This is a genomic window from Glycomyces sp. NPDC049804, from assembly GCF_040674615.1.
Taxonomy (GTDB): Bacteria; Actinomycetota; Actinomycetes; order Mycobacteriales; family Micromonosporaceae; genus Glycomyces; species Glycomyces niveus.
Genome location: NZ_JBFAMQ010000006.1, coordinates 247,583 through 266,674 on the forward strand (window position 1 = coordinate 247,583; position 19,092 = coordinate 266,674).

The window sequence follows — 19,092 nt, forward strand, 5'->3', positions numbered from 1 at the left end:
GAATCACCGGGTGCCCGACGTCATCACCATCGAAGACCCCGAGGACGACCGCCTCGGCGACTACCGCGCCCTCACCGACCTGGCCCTGCGGACCCGCTTCGAGCAGCCCCACGGCCTCTTCATCGCCGAGGGCCACCAGGTCATCGGCCGGGCGCTGCGCGCCGGCTACCGGATGCGCTCGATGCTCATCGACGCCAAGCGCGCCGACCAGCTCGCGCACCTCGCCGAGGACGCGCCCTGCTACACCGCGGGGCCGGACGTCCTCGAGTCCGTGACCGGCTTCCACGTGCACCGCGGCGCGCTGGCCTCGTTCCACCGCAAGGAACTCCCCGCGCCGGCCGAACTCCTCAAGAGCGTCAAGCGCCTGGTCGTCCTCGAAGGCTTGAACAACCACACCAACATCGGCGCCGTTTTCAGGGTCGCGGCAGGACTCGGCTTCGACGGCGTCCTCCTGGCTCCCGACTGCGCGGACCCGCTGTACCGCCGGAGCGTGCGCGTGAGCATGGGGGAGGTGTTCGCGGTCCCGTACGCCTACCTGGAACCGTGGCCGAGCGGCCTCGCCCAGGTCCGCGAGGCCGGCTTCACCCTCCACGGCCTCAGCCCCTCGCGCGGCGCGATCGACATCGGCCAGGTGACCGCCGAGGAGCGCGTGCGCCCCGCCCTGATGTTCGGCGCCGAAGGCCCCGGCCTGACCGCGGCCGCACTGGAGGCGTGCGACCGCACCGTGGTGATCCCCATGCACGCGGGCGTCGACTCGCTCAACGTCGCCGCAGCGACCGCAGTGGCCTGCTGGGAGCTGTCCCAGCCGACGCCCCGCTAGAGGCTCACCGTCGCGAACTCGGACTCGCAGGGCGGGCCCCACGTGTACGAGAACCGCTTGGCGTCGAGCTCCAGGTGCGCGGCGAACGCCGTGTGCGTCTGCAGCTCAACGGGATCGGTCTCGACCGGGTGACGGCAGAGCGCGAGCGGCCCGCCCTCGTGGTCGCGCATGGCGGCGTACAGCCGCTCGCGGGACACCGGCGACTCCTTGGCGAGCAGGGTCTCCATCCGGTCGCAGCGGTGGTAGGTCGACACCCGCCCAGTCTCGAGCCAGCTCTCGTAGACCCCGAGCGCAGCGGGATCCCGGAAGTGGTTGGCGTGCACCAGGGGAGCAGCTCCGTCCTCGTAGATCACCCGTGAACCCAGGGGAGAGGTCTCAACGGTCAGGACCCCGTCCGCCGCACTCCCCATGAAGAAGTTGGCCGAGCAGGCAGGCCGAGGCGCGAGGGCATGCCCGACGGCCTCCCCAAGCGTCTTCGACTCCAGGACCCGCCGCGCCCGCAGGTGGAACGGCACGGTGTCGAGCCGCCAGTCGTCGGCCGACGCTCCGAGTCCGTTGATGCACAGGCCGATCCCGGCGCTGTTGAGCCCGATCTTGGCCCCGGCGACACCGGCCTCGGTGAACCCGATCACCGCCACATCATCGTGCTCCCACCGCAGCAAGGCCCCTTCGACACCGGTGAACCAGTCCCAGTTCTGCCCGATCTGGGTGCCGCCGGAGGTGAACACGCCGTCAGAGCCGCCGAACGAGGTGCACTCGGACCGGATGCTGTCGACCGTGGGCCGCCCGAACTCGCTCCAGGCGCTGTACAGCAGCTCGTACCGGGCGTTGAGCAGCACGATGTCGAGCATGTCCTGCCCCGACCCTTCGGCGATGCCGTCCATGGTCGCCCGGTAGTCCGCGTCATACCGCGTGAACTGCTCCAGGAACCGCTGCGAACGCTCCGCCAGCTCGTCCTTCGGCACGCCCGAGGTGAGCATCCGGGACCGGTACACCGCGACGTTGGTGCGGATCGCCTCCCGCAGGGCCTCGCCGTGCTGCCGCCCGCGCTCGAGCGGGCCGCCTTCTAGGTGCAAGAGCGGAAGAGAAGTCATGGATCCGATTGTGACAAAAGCAATACGGATAATCCAGCGACTTCCTCAGCGCCCCATCAAGGCCTGCTCCACCTGCGAGTAGTGGATCGTCCACCACTTCACGAGGCCCGTCTGCCCCGGCAGCAGGTGGTCGCACGCCGAGTTGTGCCGCACATAGTGCCACTCGATGACCCAGTTGTCGGTCAGCCGGTCCCACCACAGCTGGTGCGTGGCCAACCCGATCTCGGGCTCCCCGACGTCGAAGACTGACCGATAACCTCCGGCGAACGCCCGGATCCGATCACAATCCAGCCCGCGCTCATCGCCATACGTGAAGTAGAACACCGCCGCCCGCGCCATCTCCCTGGCGTACGAGGACACCACCAGCCGGTCCCAGTCCAGGATCGCCGAGATCCGGTCGTCCGGCCCGTGCAAGACATTGTGCGGGTGCAGGTCCCCGTGCGTGTACCCCGTGTATTGCGGCAACAGATCCGGCGGTCGCCGGTCCCCGAGCCTCACCAGCAGCCCCCGCTTCAACCGCAGCGTCTGCTCGGCAATCGCCTCGAACCCGGTCTTGTCACCCCGCCCGGCCGCGACCAGCTCCAACAACCGGTCGACCTTCTGCAACGCAGCCTCAGTCGTCGGTGGGTTCTCAGCCTTAGGAGCCCGGTCAGCAGGAATGGCGGAGTGCAAGGTCCGATGCAACCTGCCGATGACCGACCCGAGATCCCGGCAAGCCTCCCTCGACATGGACAAACCGGACCGGTGCCGTCCCCCCACCCACGGGAAGACGCCGAACTCCTCGCCCTCCAAGAAGATGGTGGTCCGCCCGTCCCGGCTGAGCACCGGCAGCACCACCGGCACGCCCGAAGCCCCCAGGGTCTGCAGCACATGGAACTGAAACTGCAGCTCAGGGCCGGTGACGTCCCGGAACAACTTCAGCAGATAAGACCCGGACGACGTATCGACCCGCCACGACCGGTTCATCAGCCCGGTCTGGACCCGCTGCATCTGGTAGATCTGCCCGAGATCCCAATGTGTCAACGCCGCGTCGGGGAGTCGAGGCGCGGTCACGGTCATGCCCCCCAGCCTAGCCGCCGCCGGCACCCCCGCCCGACCGCGAACCCCCCTTGGCGAACCCCCGAAAGCATCGTGTAAAGTTTCATCTCGTTGCCGGGGCGATCGAAAAGAACAAACTGGCAGCTCAACACAATCGCATATAAACTCACTGTGCACGCGCGGGTGGCGGAATGGCAGACGCGCTAGCTTGAGGTGCTAGTGTCCTTTAACGGACGTGGGGGTTCAAGTCCCCCCTCGCGCACAGATTCGAAGGTCTCGGGAAACCGGGGCCTTCTTTTTCATAGTCCTACCTTCTGTGTCGATGTGCTTAAGGCCGAGTAATGATCGGTGGGCAAATGGTGTGGTCATGAGGGGCGGGCGGCTCCGGCCGCCCGCCCCTGTGGAGAGATCCGTTCTGCCGCAGTCTGAGCCGAGGGTGGGAGACCCTGGCGAACGCTTCACTCTTGGAGCTTGTTGCGCCGCAGGGTTTTGCGAGGATCGGTGCCGGGCATGCGGCAGCGATCCAGAGGTTGCGCACTTCGGAGTTCAAAATGTCCTGGTCGCCGAGGCATTCGACGGCCAGGGTCGCCAGGTGCGCCCGAAGCGCCTGCTCGTCCCAGGCCGCGCGTTCGACCAGGCAGCGCCACTGGTCCGGGCTGGCGTGCCCGGCCCACTCGGCGATGGAGGCGCAGTTCTTCCGCACCAGCGGTGCCAGCAGCCCGCGCATGTAGTTCCCGGGCGTTGAGGCGAGCTGGCCTCCCCGTGCACAGGTCGGCCATCGCATCGACCACCGCCTCGGGTCCCCGAGCCGAACGCCTCCTGCAGTGGGCCAGCTTCCGCAGCCGCTCTTGTGTTTTCTTGTACAACAACGGAAATCACGCGAGAGGCTGCTTCCGGATGTAGCCGGAACCTAAGCGCCGCAACGGAGCCGAGCCATCATCGTCCGCGAAGGTCAACTTTCAAGGATGGACCACTGAGTAATGCAGTCATCACGAAATAGACATTCGTCTATCTAATCGTGTAAGGTATGACGTCTGATGTAATGCTGCTGGCCGCTCGGGGCAGACGGAGGCGCTTGTGTTCGGTTCTTCGCCTGAACTTCGGCGCCCGCAAACCGTCGGGCTTCGAGGGCCGTTGTCTGCGTCGATTCACTGGCAGTGGCCCTCGCCCATGCCGATCACAGGCGGCACGAAGACAAATGAGTCGGCCGCCGGAGTCCTCGTGCCAGAGGCTCCGGCCGCCCACAAGCCCGGCCCCACCCCCACCGGACCTGAACGAAGGAGCCCCCCATGGCCTCTCAACCCGACCAACCCAACCTCTCCCGTCGCCGCCTCCTCCAGACCGCGGCCGTCCTCCCGGCCGCCGCGATCTACGCGTCGATGCCGGATGGAGCCGGTGCCGCCGTCGGGGCGGCCGCGACCGATGGCGTGTCGGCCGGCAATGCCGCGCTCACTTCCATCGATCTCGCCGGAACGTGGAGCTTCACCCCGGCGGGCCGGGCGCCGACGTCGATCAGCGTGCCCGGCGGCGGCTGGTACAAACAAGGATTCACCGACGTGAACGAGGCGGTGTACTCGCGCAGCATCACCGTGCCGGACTCAGGGCAGCCGCAGTCGACCTGGATCGAGTTCGGCGCCGTCAATCACCAGGCGACACTGTCGGTCGACGGCCGCGTGGCCGCCACCCAGACGACGGCGTTCACCCCGTCGAACTTCGACATCAGCGCATACGCGGCGCCCGGCACCACCCACACGATCACGGTGAACGTGAAGGGCCGCGGCGCGCTGAAGGCATCCAACGGCCGGTACCTGGTGCCCGACGCCGCCGACTGGTGCGAGGCGATACCGCAAGGGATCTTCCGGTCCGCGTTCCTGCGGGTGTACCCGGCGGTGTACGTCAGCGACACATTCGTGCGTACGTCGGTGGCGAACAAGACGTTGAGCTACGACGTGTCGGTGCGGAACACGTCGGGCAGTTCCCGGTCGGTGACGCTGACCGGGTCGCTGTCGTCCCACAACGGAACGGCTTTCACCTACCCTGAACTGCCCAGCCGTACGGTCACCGTGGCGGCCCGCTCGACCGCGACCGTGACCGTCGGGCCGGTCGCGTGGAACCTCGACAGCACCTCGTACTGGCGGCCCAACGTGCCGTACCGGTCGGGGTACCGGGCGCAGCTGCACCGGCTGACGGTGCATGCCGTCACCGATGACGGGCACCCCAGCGACGCCACGTACCGGTTCGGGTTCCGGGAGGCCACCCAGAACGGTGACTACTACTACCTCAACGGCGTGCGCGTGAACTTCCGCGGCGACAACCTCCAGGGCGCCGACTACGACCGGATCAACAACGGCGGCAAGGGCGACGCCTACGACACCCTGCCCGGCTTCCTGCCCCCGTCGCCCGGCAACGGCGGCTGGCCGCAGGCAGTGGAGAACTACCAGCGGCTGAACTTCAACGTGGTGCGCATCCACCAGGAGCCCGCGAGCCCGTACATGTTGGATGTCGCCGACGAGATGGGCCTGATGATCATCGGCGAGACCGCGATTCGCGGCTCCTCTGGCAAGCAGGATTGGATCGCCGGGCACGACAATATGGTCAACCACGCCCGTGCACTGGTCCTGCGCGATCGCAACCACCCCGCGATCATCCGCTGGAGTCAGTCCAACGAGCCGAACCAGAGCGGCCAGGATTCCGAGCAGTTCGAGAAGGACCTGTACGCGGCGATGAACGGCAACGACGGCACCCGGCCGGTCATCGTCGAGGTGGGCGTCGACGGGAATCTCAACGGGTATCCCGGGATGACGTACGCCAACTTCGCGGTGATCCCGCACTACGTCGACGGCTTCGGCAGGTACGGGGAGGGCCTGAAGACCGTGAACGGGCGGCCCGACGGCGAGGGCGAGTACATCTGGCCGGCATGCAACACCAAGCAGGGCTTCGAGTGGTTCGCCACGGCAACCCTGGCCAAGCGCGGCAAGAACGCCAGCGACCTGCGTCCGTATACGCTGCTGTCCGCCTGGGCCAGCGTCGTGCCCGGAGTGCGGACCACCGACTTCATCCCGGAGGAGGGCGGTCGCCCTGTCTACGGCGTGGACAACCTCCCGGACCCCTGGAGCAACCCGCAGATCCAGCGCGTGCAGGCGGCGTTCAACCCGGTAGCCGCAGTCGACCTCCCGTACTGGTCGGCCTCCGGCGTCTCGGACGCGAACGGCACCTTCCCGCTGCCGCAGGCCGTGCCCAACTACGCCCGGAACGCCACGGTCACCCGCACCATCACCGTGTTCAACGACGGCTTCGCCGGCACCTCGGTGGACTTCACCTGGATCGCCCGGCTCGACAGCCCGACCGGCACGGTCGTCGCGTCGGACAGCACCAACCTGACCATCCCGCTCGGCTCGCGGGTCACCCAGTCGGTGTCCTTCACCGCGCCCGCCACCGGTAGCCGCGTGTACCTGGAGCTGTCGACGGCGAAGTCCGGCAGCACCCTCTTCACCGACGCGGTCGAGTACTTCACCATCGGCGGAACCGAAACCGGACCCGCACCCGGGACCTACCGCATCGTCAACCGCAACAGCGGCAAGCCCCTCGCCATCGCCGGCAACTCCACCGCCGACGGCGCCAAGGCGATCCAGCAGAGCGGCACTCCCACGTGGACGATCAGCACCACGCAAGACGCCTACATCTTGCGCTACACCGCCTCCGGAAGGGTGCTCGACGTTAACGCCGGCAGCAGCACGGAGGGCCTGCAGCTGCAGCAGTGGTCCGCCAACGGCGGCACCAACCAGATGTGGTACCTGCGCCCCACTGGTGACGGCTACTACACGATCGCCGCCCGTAACAGCGGACTGGTGGCCGACGTCTACGGCCGGGCGACCACCGATGGGGCGCAGGTAGTGCAATGGACCGCCAACGGCGGGGCCAACCAACAGTGGCAGTTCGTACCCGCCTAGGGTGTTTCGGAAGTGTCTCGGCGGTGGCTCAGCGAGGCCAGGGCCTCCGTCGGGGCGAGTCGATCGGCGCGGACCGCCGGAGGCCGGCGACCGCGCCGATCGCCAGGGTGGCGGCGAATCCGCCGGGGGATGCCCATGCCGCCACGGTCACCTGCACACTCGGTGTGGCGGATCGGTGGCTACTCGCGAGCCTCCTCGAAAGGATTGGCGAGTGGCGACTCCGGAATGGGATGAGGCCGCTGATCGACGGAGGGCGGCTTCTCGGCGAGCACCTCGCCACGCCGAGCCCTAGTTGATCGGACCGATTACGTCATAACCAAAAACGGATCACTTGGTATGAGATGAAAACGTCTGAGTGTCCCGGTTGTTAGGTTAGTGGACCTTAGGACCGCTTACTACAACTCATCACCGCAGGTCACGGCATTGTTGGCACGCGTACGGGACGTCATTTCGGCCGCCGCGGCCCCGGAACGGCACCAGTCGGGCCGGGAGTCTCCAAGCTGGCCGCTACCTCCCGCAACGGCCAGCCGTGCGCGATCCGCGACCGCCTGGAGCCCGACGACTACCAGCGACTCCTGGCCGCCGGTTCGCCCTGTCTTGTCGGCGGTGCGCCCGTCGCAACAAATGTGAATAATATTCGTAAATACTAATGTATTGTCGGCCTTGATCCCGCTTACTACGACTCATCACCCAGGTCGCGGCCTTGTTGTGGCACGTAGGGGGACGTCATTTCGGCCGTCGCGGCTCCGGGACGGCACCAGTCGGGCCCGCGGGTTTCTGCGCTGGCGGCGTCTTCAACGCTCGCAACCGACTCTGCCTGGATGCCTTCGGAGGCGGCACCCACAACGGAACCAGGCTCATCCTTTGGACCTGCACCGGTGGTTCGAACCAGCAGTGGACCATCCGCCAACCGATCGCGATGAACGGGCGGAGCGCCGAGCCACCGGCTCGGCGCTCCGCCCGGTAATTGGACCGTCCACCACGACTATGTCGCGGCCCGATGAAGCGCAGATTTCCGCAGTGCGGGTCCGTTGACGCCACGCCGTTCCCGATGAAACCTCCTCATCATGTTGCGGGGCTTCACTGTTCGCATGACCCGGCGGTCGGGGCCCGTGCTCGCCGCCCCGGCGGTGCAGAGAGGACACGCGATGGAACGAACGCTCGAAGGGCTCCACCGGACGGTGGTCGTCGTGGGCGGCGGGCAGGCCGGCCTGTCGATGAGCTTCCACCTGGTGCAGCGGGGGATCGACCATATCGTATTGGAGCGCGAGCGCGTCGGCCACGAGTGGCGCACCCGGCGCTGGGACTCCTTCAGCTTGGTGACGCCGAACTGGCAGTGCCTGCTGCCCGGCTTCCCCTACAAGGGCGACGATCCGCACGGGTTCATGGTCAAGGACCAGATCACGGACTACATCGAGGCCTACGCGAAGTCCTTCGACGTGCCGCTGGCCGAAGGCGTCGAAGTCCGGCGGCTGCGGCGCACGTCCTCGGGCAGGTTCGCCGTCGAGACGTCGGCGGGGACGCTCACCGCCGACCAGGTTGTGGCCGCGACCGGGCCGTACCAGGTTTCGCTGGTCCCGCGGATGGGCGAGCGGCTGCCCGAGCGCATCCGGCAGATCCACGCGGCCGACTACCGCAATCCCGGCGCCCTGCCCGAAGGCGCGGTCCTGGTCGTGGGCAGCGGCCAGTCCGGGGCGCAGATCGCTGAGGACCTGCACCTGGCCGGACGGCGGGTGCACCTGGCGACCGGGAACGCGCCGCGGGTGGCGCGGTTCTACCGGGGCCGGGACGTCGTCGACTGGCTCGACGACATGGGACACTACCGGCGCTCGGTCGAGGACTTCGACGACCCGGACTCGGTCCGGTTGCGCACCAACCACTACGTGACCGGCCGCGACGGCGGCCGGGACATCGACCTGCGGGCCTTCGCCGCCGCCGGCATGCGACTGCACGGCCGCATGGAGTCCGTCAGCGGCGAGACCGTCCGCTTCGACGGCGACCTCAAGGCCAACCTCGACAGCGCCGACCGCGTCTCGGAGTCCATCAAGGACGCCATCGACGCCTACATCGGGGCCGCCGGGCTCGCGGCCCCGACCGAAGCGCGCTACACGCCGGTGTGGGAGCCCGCGAATGAGGACCCGACCGTGATCGACCTGGCCGCCGAGGAGATCGCGGCCGTGGTGTGGTGCACCGGCTTCGGGCAGGACCTGCGCTGGATCGAGGCGCCGGTCTTCAACGGCCGCGGCTACCCGGTTCACCGCCGCGGTGTCACCCCCGTACCGGGCCTGTACTTCCTGGGGCTGCCGTGGCAGTGGACGTGGGGATCGGGCCGCTTTTCCGGGGTCGGCGCCGACGCCGGCTTCCTCGCCGAGCGGATCGCCGCCCACGCCGCCGCCCCGGCGCTGGACGTGCCCTGGATCGCCGGCCCGCCGCCGGCCGCACCGGATCGAAGCGCCGAATGGACGGCGCCGCGAACGATCGCCTAATACTCCAATACCGCGAGGCCGTGCCCCTTATAGAGATGACTCTTTCAGGGGCACGGTCTTTTTCGCATGTCCGCTTGAAAAGTTATCAAGTCGCCGTGGAGAAGTTTCCGAAACAGTTCTGCAATTGACGGCAATCGCTATTTGTTCCCGATGCAATCGCTCGGTCATCAACGGCCGCTTGAATATCGGTCATGAGCGAACGATGGATCCGAGACGCGCACCGGCATCTCGGTGCGATGCCCGGATATGGATTCTACGGCGGGCCTGCAATCAGGCCCGACGTCACTGCCCGTTCCTCTATTCAGGATCTTATCGCGGACCTCGACGCCGAAGGCGTGGAGCGGGCGCTGGTGCTCCCGAACTACGGCGTCCCCGACCCCGACCTCGCGTTCGGGTTCAACGAGCTCGTGGTCGAGGCGGCCGCCTCGGACGACCGGATCACCGCTGGGCTCTGGGTGTCCCCGAAACCGGGCGATGCCGAACGGACGGTGAAAGCCCTGCAACTGGCCGCCGAGCCGGGCGTGAAGGCACTCAAGACGAGCTTCCTGCTCGGCGGAGGGCCGACAGCCGAGGACTGCCGGCCCCAACTGGACGCGATCTTCGCCGCCGCGGCCGCGCACGACCTCGTCGTCCACGTCCACACCTCGCCCGGGGCCGCCTCCGACATCGACGAAGTGGGCACCCTGGTCGACCGCTACGGCGACACTGTCGCCATTCACCTCGTCCATTTCGGGGGAGGGATGAGCGGACATCTGAAACTGGCCGGATCCCGTTTCTTCGACTGGATCGCATCGGGAAAGCGGGTCTACACCGACCTGTCCTGGTCGATCGGGTTCGCGCCGCGATTCCTGTTCGAGCAGATCGAACGGCACGGCATCGGTGCCGACCGGGTGCTCTTCGCCAGTGACCTTCCCTGGGGCGACTTCGCCGGGGAATACCACAAGATCGCCGCCGCTGCAGGCGACGGCGAATTGTCACGACAGCTCTTCAACGACAATTTCGACCGACTCTACGGAATGGACTGAATCATGACCGACCTGACCGAACTCGAGCAGCAGAGCCTCGCGGAGATCCCGCACCCGTCGCTGCCGGAGGGATCGAACCTCTACGGCGGCACCAAGGTCTTCCCCGACTACCAGGCCGAGGAGGGGCAGGCGTACTTCACGCTCGTCCACGGCATCGCCCACGAGTCCTCGGTGAGCTTCGTGGCGATCCTCCAGGCCACCAGGGCCCAGCGCAAGGGCTTCGAATCGGCCATCTACTTCTACGGGCCCGGTGCGATGAACTGCATGGCCACGCGCGGCTTCCCCACCACCGGAAACTCCGCGTTCCCCGGCGAGCACAACATCAACGACTCGCTCAAGACCTTCATCAAGGAAGGCGGCAAGGTCTACTGCTGCCGCTTCGGACTCTCGCTGCACGGCCTGCGCGAGGAAGACCTCATCGAAGGCGTCATCCCGACCCACCCGCTCGACGTGCAGGACGCCCTCATCCACTACGCCCACAAGGGCGCGATCATCAACTCCACCTACATGTGGTGAACCGCCGGCACGTCGCGGACCGACAGGACTGAGGAGGCAGCAATGAGCAAGCAGGCGACCGGCACGGCCGATCCCGCATTGGACATCCGCGCGGACATGGCCGTCCGCGGACTGCGGATGGAGGCACCCGTTTCCCGCCGCAAGGGAGCCGGGCCGAGCGACGACGGCCATCTGGTCGTCGACGGACGGAACGCCGCCATCCCGCTCAACCCCGACAGTCCCTACACGGTCCGCGACGGCCGCGCCTACAAGGGCCGCCGCGACCTCGGCATCGCCGTCGAACCGGTGCGCCGCCCCGCGTTCTACGACCTGACGACCGCCGACGGCGTGCCCTACCGGCACATCGCGCTGCTCCACGGCCGCGATGTCCTGGCCACCACCGTGGTCCAGACCTGCATCCGCTACGTCGAAGACCAGCGATGCCGCTTCTGCACCATCGAGGAATCGCTCAACGCCGGGGCGACCGTGGCCGCGAAAACCCCGGCCCAGCTCGCCGAGGTCGCCGAGGCCGCAGTCCGCCTCGACGGCGTCAAGCAGATGGTCATGACCACCGGCACCACCAAAGGCCCCGACCGGGGCGCGCGCAACCTTGTGCGCAGCGTCGCCGCGGTCCTGGGGGCCGTACCCGGCCTGCCGATCCAAGTCCAGATCGAACCGCCCGCCGACCTCGGCGTCCTGACCGAACTGAAGGAGGCGGGCGCGACCAGCATCGGCATCCACGTCGAAACACTGGACGACGACGTCCGCCGCAAATGGATGCCCGGCAAGTCGACCGTGCCGCTGAGCGAGTACGAGGCGGCATGGGACCAGGCCGTCCGGGTCTTCGGGTGGAACCGAGTCTCCACCTATCTCCTCGTGGGTCTGGGGGAAGACCCGGACGAGCTGGTCGAAGGCGCGCGGGGACTCATCGAACGCGGGGTCTACCCGTTCGTTGTCCCCATGCGCCCCATGCTCGGCACCCTCGCCCGCCGCGACGGCGCCACCGCGCCCCCGCCGCGCCTCGTGGCCGACATCACCGGCCGCGTCGCCGCTCACCTGCGCGCGGCGGGCATGACCGGCACCGGGCAAGAGGCCGGCTGCGCCGCCTGCGGCGCCTGCGGCGTCCTCAGCACCGTGGGAGGCTGACATGAAAGCGACCATCGGCGACATCCTCGCCGGCTCCACCACCGCCCCACCCACCCCGCCGTTCACCATCGAAACCGCCGGCGACGCAACGGACCTGGCCGCCTACAAAGCACTGCGCCACAGCGCCTTCGTCGAGGAGCAAGGCCTGTTCGACCAGTCCGATGCGGACTGGCGCGACGAGGACCCCCGCACCACCGTGCTCATCGCCCGCGGCCGCGACGGGACCGTCCTTGGCGGCGTCCGGCTCGGCCCCGCCGGACCCGGCCCCGACCTCGCCTGGTGGCAAGGCGGCAGACTCGTCGTCCGCCCCGGCGACCGCCGCGCCTACGGCACGGGCAAAGCCCTCGTCCGCGCCGCCTGCGCCTACGCCGAACAAGCCGGGGTCCTCCGCTTCGAGGCCACGGTCCAACGCGCCAACGTCCGCCTCTTCACCCGCCTGGGCTGGAACGAGATCCGCACCGTCGACGTCGCCGGGGCCGACCACGCGCTCATGCGCTGGCCGATCGACCGCATCGCACGCCTCGCCGCCGTCACCAAGAGCGACCTCGCGCCACTCCTGTCCGGCTGGGCCGGCGGCGGTGCCGGATTCCTTGGCGACGACGGCGCCCCCCTGCCCGGCTCCGACCTCGTCGCCTGCACCGACGCGATCATCCCGGCCATGGTCGAACGCGACCCCGAATGGGCCGGATGGTGCGCGGTTCTGGTCAACGCCAACGACCTCGCCGCCATGGGCGCCGACCCGATCGGCCTGCTCGACGCCGTCGCCGGGCGGGACCGGTCCTTTGTTCACCGCGTCCTCACCGGCCTGCGCCGCGCCGCCGAGGCCTACGGCATCCCCGTCCTCGGCGGCCACACCCAGCTTGGCACCCCCGCCGCACTCTCGGTCACCGCGATCGGCCGCACCGCGAACCCGGTTCCCGGAGGCGGCGGCAGACCTGGGCAGCGCATCAGCCTCACCGCCGACCTCGGCGGCGACTGGCGGCCCGGATACACCGGCCGTCAATGGGACTCGACCTCCAGCCGCACCCCAGGGGAGCTGCGGACCATGATCGGCGCGGTCGGACTCGCCCGGCCCGCCGCCGCCAAGGACGTCTCCATGGCCGGCATCACAGGCACCCTCGGCATGATGGCCGAAGCCGCCGGATGCGCCGCCGAACTCGACATCGCCGCCGTCCCCCGGCCCCCGGGCGCGACCATGGGGGACTGGCTCACCTGCTTCCCCGGATTCGCCATGCTCACCGCCGACGACCCCGGAGCCGCACCCCTCCCGGCCGGACCCGCCACCGGCGCCGAATGCGGCCGCCTCACCGCCGGCAGCGGCGTGCGACTGCGCTGGCCCGACGGCGAGACCACCGAAGCCCTCCAAGGACCAGTGACAGGATTGGGAACCGCATGAGCGCCTTGCGCATCGCCGCGGTCGCGGACACGTTCGACCGCGACCTCGAAGCCGACTTCACCCGCATCGAGGCGACCGTCGCCGAAGCCCGCGAACGCGGCGTCCGCCTCCTCGCCTTCCCCGAAGCCGCGCTTGGCGGATACCTCCTCAGCCTCGACGGCACCGCCGACTCCCCGCCCCCGCTGCGCGTCGACGGCCCCGAGATCGCCCGGCTCGCCGACCTCGCCGGCGACCTCGTCGTCACCGCCGGATACTGCGAGGACGGCGGCGACGGCCTCCTCTACAACAGCGTCGTCTGCGTCTCCGGCGGCGACGTCCTCGGCAACCACCGCAAAGTCCACCAGCCCCTCCACGAGGACCGCAACTACGGCGCCGGCGACGGCTTCCGCGCCTTCGACACCCCGGTCGGCCGGATCGGCATGATGATCTGCTACGACAAGGCCTTCCCCGAATCCGCCAGGGCCCTCGCCCTCGACGGCGCCGACATCATCGTGTGCGTCTCCGCCTGGCCCGGCAGCGCCACCAACCCCGCCCCCACGCTCGAAGCCGACCGCTGGAAGCGCCGCTTCGACCTCTTCGACCGCGCCCGCGCCCTCGAGAACCAGATCGTGTGGGTCTCCGCGAACCAATCCGGCACGTTTGGCAGACTGCGGTTCGTGGCAAGCGCGAAGATCGTGGACCCCGGCGGCGAGCTCCTCGCCGACACCGGCGTGGCGGCAGGACTGGCCGTGGCCGATGTGGACGTCGAGCAGGCACTCGCGACCGCCCGCCGCTCCATGGGGCACCTCAGGGACCGCAGGCCCGAGGCGTACGCGGCGACCATGGGACCGACCGCAGCGGCGACATGGGCCTGACGCGGATCGGCGCGGTCGCGGCCGCCTTCGGCCGTGACCTCGACTTCGACCTCCAGCGCATCGACGCCCTCATCGACCATGCCCGCCGCGACGGCGTGCACCTCCTCGTCCTGCCCGACGCCGCCCTCGGCGGCTACCTCTCCGACGTCCACACGGCCGAACCCGACTCGCTGCCCCCGGCGCTGGCGATCGACGATGCGCACATCGCGCGGATCGCCGCGTCCGCTGCGGCGATGACCGTCTGCTTCGGATTCCGGGAAGCAGACGGCGGCCGGTACTACAACACCGCCGTCTGCGTCAGCGGCGACGGCGTGCTCGGGGTCCACCGGAAAGTCCACCAGCCCGTCCACGAGCAGGGCGCCTACAGCCCCGGCGACCGCTTCGCCGCCTTCGACACCCCCGTCGGGCGCCTCGGCATGCTCATCGACTACGACAAGACCTTCCCCGAGTCGGCGAGGTCGCTCGCGCTCGACGGCGCCGAGATCCTCGCCTGTCTGAGCGCGTGGCCCACGAGCATCACCAACCGTGCCGCCCGAATGAGGGACGACCGCCAGTCGCGGCTGTTCGACCTCTACGACCAGGCCCGCGCTGCCGAGAACCAGGTCGTCCTCGCCTCCGCCAACCTCACCGGATCCCTCGGCGGCCTGCGCTTCCTCGGACAGGCCAAAGTGGTCGGACCAGGCGGCGACATCCGCGCCCGCACCTGGTCCAAAGCCGGGCTCGTCACCACCGAACTCGACGTCGCCGCCGAGATCGACACCGCCCGCAAGGTCCTCGACCACCTCGCCGAACGCAGACCGGAGCTGTACCGATGAGGATCGCGCTGCTCACTTACTCCTCCAAGCCGCGCGGTGGCGTCGTCCATACGCTCGCGCTCGCCGAAGCCCTCGCCGCGCTCGGGCAGGACGTCACCGTGTGGACGCTCGGCAGAGGCGGCGACGCCGGGTTCTTCCGCGCCGTCGACCCCCGGGTGTGCCAACGGATCGTCCCTTTCCCTGATGTCGAGGGCGAGGCGGTCGGCCCGCGCATCCTCCGCTCCATCGAGGCCCTGCGCGACGCCTTCGACCCGACCGGGTACGACATCGTTCACGCTCAGGACTGCATCAGCGCCAACGCCGTCGAAGACTGCATCCGCACCGTCCACCACATCGACCACTTCACCACTCCCGAGCTCGCGGCCTGCCACGAACGCGCGATCGTCAGGCCGCGCGCGCACGTGTGCGTCTCCGCGGCCGTCGCCGCCGAACTGCGCGAGGGCTGGGGCATCGAGGCCGCCGTCATCCCCAACGGCGTCGACGCCGCCCGCTTCGCTCTCGCCGCAGGCGACGCGCCCGCAGCCGCGGCCGCCCGCCGCGGCTGGAAGGACCGGCTCGGCCGGTACGTGCTTACCGTCGGCGGTATCGAACCCCGCAAAGGCTCCCTCGAACTCCTCGAAGCCTATGCGCTGCTGCGCAAACGCCGCCCGGATCTCGCCCTGGCGATCGCCGGGGGCGAGACCCTGTTCGACTACCGCGACTACCGGCACCGCTGGGACGAACGCGCCCGTGAACTGGAGGTGGAGCCGGTCGTTCTCGGCCCGGTCCCCGACGACGACCTCCCCGGCCTGGTCGCCGCGGCCGACGCCTTCGCGTTCCCCTCGATCAAGGAAGGTTTCGGCCTCGCCGCCATGGAAGCACTCGCAGCCGGAGTCCCCACCGTCGTCGGTGACCTCCCCGTCCTCCGCGAGGTGTTCGGTGCTGCCGTCGACTACGCAGACGACCCGCACGCCCTCGCCGACCGGCTCGACGACGCCTTGTCCGGACGCGATCGAATCGAAGCCGGGCGCGCCCTCTCCGCGGCCTACACCTGGGAAGCCGCGGCGCAGTCGCACCTGGACCTCTACCGCGGACTGTGCTTAGCCTGGCTAGATGTGATTGAAGATCGAACACGCCGCTCCGGAACGGCGCGAAGGGTTGTCCCGTAAGCAGTTCGAGAGGGTGCTCGGTGCAATGGCTTCGGGAGCTTGCCGTACTGGGTTTCAGCGCTGCCAGAGGAACGCGGCCTCGGAGCAGCCTTGGCACGTGAAGACGTATCCGCGGCCGCCGCCACCGAAGTTCGAGGCTGTGACGTGGTGGAGTCCCTCTTCGAGCGAGACCATGAACTTCATGGGATCAGCGCAACTCGGGCAGGTGGGGGTCTCATCGTTCTGGATCCACTCCGGCTCCCCGCTGAGCTGCCCGAGTACTCCATTGCCATTGGGCGCGACCGTATCGTCTGGGAGCAGTGATGTGACCGCGCCGAGGAGCGTCTCGCCTTCGGTCGGGGCGGCGGCCGCATGCAGTTCCCCGGCGAACAGGAACGCCTGGTTGCCGCCGGAAGTGGCGTCCCAGTCGTCGCACATGCCGGGGTCGTTCTGGCAGTAGAACACCGCGACCGCGCCGCCGTCAATGGGCACGTGCGCGAGGAACTGCATGGCCCCCTCGCACTCGGCGCAGGTGGGCCAGATGAACCCGCGCGGTACGAGCGGCACGCCTCCCGTGCGCAGGACAGGGGCGTTCGGGGCGGGTACTCCGCCGGAGATCAGCATCATGGCGAATACCCTAATGGCTCTCAAGGATGTTGTTGGGGCGCAGGGGATCATGCCTGAGTGCCAGGTGTGATCAATGCGTGGACGAGACCATGGTCGAGCTCTTCAGCGGACTGTCGGCGAGGCAGTTCGCCCGACTTATCCGTCAGCTGCGCGCAGAGGGGGCCGACCCCGCATGCAAGGGCCGCCCCTGGAAGCTCGGCTTCGCTGACCGGGTCTTGCTGGTCGCCGCATACTGGCGCACGAACCTGACCATGCGCCAGATCGCGGCGCTGTTCGGAACGTCGAAGTCGGCCGCCGACCGCGTCATCGACGACCTCGCCCCAAGCTCGCGTTGCGCCCGAGGCAGCGGTACGCGCCTGAAACGGTGCTGATCGTTGACGGCACCCCGGTCCCGACCAGAGACCACACAGTGGCGGCGAAGTCGAAGAACTACCGGTACTCCACCAACCACCAGGTCGTCATCCACGCCGACACGCAGCTGGTGGTCGCGGTCGGCACCCCGCTGCCGGGAAACCGCAACGACTCGGTCGCCATCACCGCCTCCGGCGTCGACCACGCCACTCGCACAGCGACCGTCATCGCCGACGGCGGTTACCGCGGCACCAGAGCCCATGTCCCGCACCGGCGCAAGCAGAAGGACGAACCCCTCGTCGACTGGAAGGAAGCGCACAACGCCTCCCCCCGGAAGATCCGCGCCCGCATCGAGCACGCCTCCGCGAGGATGAAGACCTGGAAAGTCCTGCGCGACTGCCGCCTGCGCGGCACCGGCTCCGCCGAAGCCATGGCCGGCGACCTCGCTGCGGCCAGTTGGGTGAAGGCGGCGATGATCAGCCAGGTCCAGCGGTCGGCGGCCTCAGGATCACGGACCTGGGGAACGGTCCATCCCAGGGTTTGTTTGAGGAACCGGAAGGTGTGCTCGATGTCGAAGCGGCGCAGCCATGCCGACCACAGACTGTCGAGCAGCTCGTCGTCGAAGTCGTGCGCGGAGGTCCAGAGCCAGACCGGCTCGGGCGTGCCCGTCTGAGGCAGGCGCTCGGACTGGATGCGGATCACGGCGCCCTCGATGACCGGCAGTGTTTCGTGGTGGTCGATCCAGGCGGACCGCTGTTTGAGCCAGGGATGCAGACCCTCCCACGCCCGCGCCTCGAACTTCCCGTATCGGGCGGTGTCAGTGACGGTCTGGGCCTCGGGTGCTTCCCAGGTGGAGGGATCGGTCAGGCGGAACGGTGCCCCGTGCCGCTGGGGCCGACCGATTCCGGCATAGGCCGGGGCGGCCCGGTAGAGGACCCGGTCCGAGCGGAGCCGGCCGATCACGACCACCGGCAGGTCACGCAACTGGAATGCCAGGCGGGGGACGTCGTAGCCGGCGTCGACCACGATCGCGATCGGCGCTTCGCCGCTTCGGTGCTGCCCGGCCGGTACGAGTCGCTCGACAGTGCAGCGCACTTGAACGGCCGTGACCTCGGCGGCGTCGTCATCGGGTCCCAGCCGCTGCGCGTCCAGGATCTGGGTCCATGAAGTCCGCCCGGGTTCGAGTGCGGCGATGAAGGAGTAGGCCCATCCGGGCACCATCTGGTCCTGGCCGCGGCCGTGTCCGGTCACATGGCAGTACAAGCGGCCCGGCGAGCAGTTCGCATCCGGGAGCAGCCATCCGGTGACATCGACCGCAAGCACGATCCGCCCGCGCACCTTCGTGATCGGCCGCTCCGCCAGCAGGCGCCGCAGCCGATCAGCGTCAACGTGCCCGGAGTTGAGCGCGTCGTAGAGTCCACCGTGGCCTCGACGGAACGTTCCGGCCAGCGACAACACCGGTAGTGAAGTCACCGGGCTGCCCTGGCACAACACAGCGTCGGTCAGCTCGAACAGCGCATCAGATCGAGTGGTCAAGCAGCCGTGGAAGCCGACGCGAAGCGCCTGCAACGACCCCGTGCCATCGCCGAGGCCATCATCAGGAAGAATAGACAACCGAAGCCCTTGCTGTATGTGATTCCTTGTGTCGCAACAAGAATCATCAAGCAAGGGCTTCGCTCATGCTCACGCGGGGCCACCTCACCAGCGCACAAGCTTAAAAATCAAGTTAGGGAGCCACTAAGGGAGCCCAATAGATCTCGAAGATGATGCCCACGGCGGCCGTGCCGGTCGCGAGTCGTTCCATTGCGGTTTCACGGCCGCATCGCGGACCGCTGAGAGCAACATGCCGATCGACGATTACAGCCGAC

14 protein-coding genes, 1 tRNA gene and 2 pseudogenes are annotated in these 19,092 nt (G+C 68.6%); 13 read left to right on the forward strand and 4 right to left on the reverse strand.

All coding sequences use genetic code 11. The features are described from left to right. The first annotated feature begins 10 nt into the window (after positions 1-10). Positions 11-820: an RNA methyltransferase gene (locus AB0K52_RS12275; RefSeq protein ID WP_363530176.1), complete on the forward strand. Its 810-nt coding sequence runs from the start codon at positions 11-13 to the stop codon at positions 818-820. On the opposite strand, the gene AB0K52_RS12280 is transcribed toward AB0K52_RS12275, so the two are convergent. Together AB0K52_RS12280 and AB0K52_RS12285 are read right to left on the reverse strand one after the other, a co-directional pair. Further along, the gene (locus AB0K52_RS12280; RefSeq protein ID WP_363530179.1) at positions 817-1,914 is read right to left on the reverse strand and encodes a C45 family peptidase; all 1,098 of its coding nucleotides are present in this window, start codon (positions 1,912-1,914) and stop codon (positions 817-819) included. The genes AB0K52_RS12275 and AB0K52_RS12280 overlap by 4 nt on opposite strands. Positions 1,915-1,959: 45 nt before the next feature. Beyond that, positions 1,960-2,973 (reverse strand): phosphotransferase, encoded by a 1,014-nt coding sequence (locus AB0K52_RS12285; RefSeq protein ID WP_363530182.1) that lies wholly within the window; start codon positions 2,971-2,973, stop codon positions 1,960-1,962. Between the two features lie 156 nt (positions 2,974-3,129). Between AB0K52_RS12285 and AB0K52_RS12290 the strand changes: the two genes are divergently transcribed. From AB0K52_RS12290 to AB0K52_RS12340, 11 genes are all read left to right on the forward strand, one after another. Further along, positions 3,130-3,214 (forward strand) — tRNA-Leu (locus tag AB0K52_RS12290). Positions 3,215-4,331: 1,117 nt separating this feature from the next. Beyond that, positions 4,332-6,902: an RICIN domain-containing protein gene (locus tag AB0K52_RS12295; protein ID WP_363530574.1), complete on the forward strand. Its 2,571-nt coding sequence runs from the start codon at positions 4,332-4,334 to the stop codon at positions 6,900-6,902. A 706-nt stretch (positions 6,903-7,608) separates the two neighbouring features. Beyond that, the gene (locus AB0K52_RS12300) at positions 7,609-7,869 is read left to right on the forward strand and encodes an RICIN domain-containing protein (protein WP_363530577.1); all 261 of its coding nucleotides are present in this window, start codon (positions 7,609-7,611) and stop codon (positions 7,867-7,869) included. 181 nt (positions 7,870-8,050) lie between these two features. Then, positions 8,051-9,388: an MSMEG_0569 family flavin-dependent oxidoreductase gene (locus AB0K52_RS12305; RefSeq protein ID WP_363530185.1), complete on the forward strand. Its 1,338-nt coding sequence runs from the start codon at positions 8,051-8,053 to the stop codon at positions 9,386-9,388. 191 nt (positions 9,389-9,579) lie between these two features. Beyond that, a complete protein-coding gene (locus AB0K52_RS12310) occupies positions 9,580-10,413 on the forward strand; it encodes an amidohydrolase family protein (RefSeq protein WP_363530188.1) in 834 nt (277 codons plus the stop codon). A 3-nt stretch (positions 10,414-10,416) separates the two neighbouring features. Beyond that, a complete protein-coding gene (locus tag AB0K52_RS12315; protein ID WP_363530191.1) occupies positions 10,417-10,929 on the forward strand; it encodes an MSMEG_0572/Sll0783 family nitrogen starvation response protein in 513 nt (170 codons plus the stop codon). 42 nt (positions 10,930-10,971) lie between these two features. Further along, entirely contained in the window at positions 10,972-12,054 is a 1,083-nt protein-coding gene (locus AB0K52_RS12320; RefSeq protein ID WP_363530194.1) for an MSMEG_0568 family radical SAM protein, read from the forward strand. A gap of 1 nt (position 12,055) precedes the next feature. After that, entirely contained in the window at positions 12,056-13,450 is a 1,395-nt protein-coding gene (locus AB0K52_RS12325; protein ID WP_363530197.1) for an MSMEG_0567/sll0787 family protein, read from the forward strand. Then, positions 13,447-14,304, forward strand: a complete 858-nt coding sequence (locus tag AB0K52_RS12330; RefSeq protein WP_363530200.1) for a carbon-nitrogen hydrolase family protein — start codon at positions 13,447-13,449, stop codon at positions 14,302-14,304. The genes AB0K52_RS12325 and AB0K52_RS12330 overlap by 4 nt, the downstream gene beginning before the upstream one ends. After that, a complete protein-coding gene (locus tag AB0K52_RS12335; protein WP_363530203.1) occupies positions 14,295-15,119 on the forward strand; it encodes a carbon-nitrogen hydrolase family protein in 825 nt (274 codons plus the stop codon). The genes AB0K52_RS12330 and AB0K52_RS12335 overlap by 10 nt, the downstream gene beginning before the upstream one ends. Continuing rightward, positions 15,116-16,267 (forward strand): MSMEG_0565 family glycosyltransferase, encoded by a 1,152-nt coding sequence (locus AB0K52_RS12340; RefSeq protein ID WP_363530205.1) that lies wholly within the window; start codon positions 15,116-15,118, stop codon positions 16,265-16,267. The genes AB0K52_RS12335 and AB0K52_RS12340 overlap by 4 nt, the downstream gene beginning before the upstream one ends. 54 nt (positions 16,268-16,321) lie before the next feature. On the opposite strand, the gene AB0K52_RS12345 is transcribed toward AB0K52_RS12340, so the two are convergent. Then, positions 16,322-16,873, reverse strand: coding sequence for a hypothetical protein (locus AB0K52_RS12345; RefSeq protein ID WP_363530208.1), 552 nt, complete (start codon positions 16,871-16,873; stop codon positions 16,322-16,324). Positions 16,874-16,930: 57 nt separating this feature from the next. Between AB0K52_RS12345 and AB0K52_RS12350 the strand changes: the two are divergent. Beyond that, positions 16,931-17,642 (forward strand): annotated as a pseudogene (locus tag AB0K52_RS12350) (transposase); the annotation flags it as partial. A 59-nt stretch (positions 17,643-17,701) separates the two neighbouring features. On the opposite strand, the pseudogene AB0K52_RS12355 reads toward AB0K52_RS12350, so the two are convergent. Beyond that, positions 17,702-18,892: pseudogene (locus AB0K52_RS12355) on the reverse strand (transposase); the annotation flags it as partial. Between the last annotated feature and the right edge of the window lie 200 nt (positions 18,893-19,092).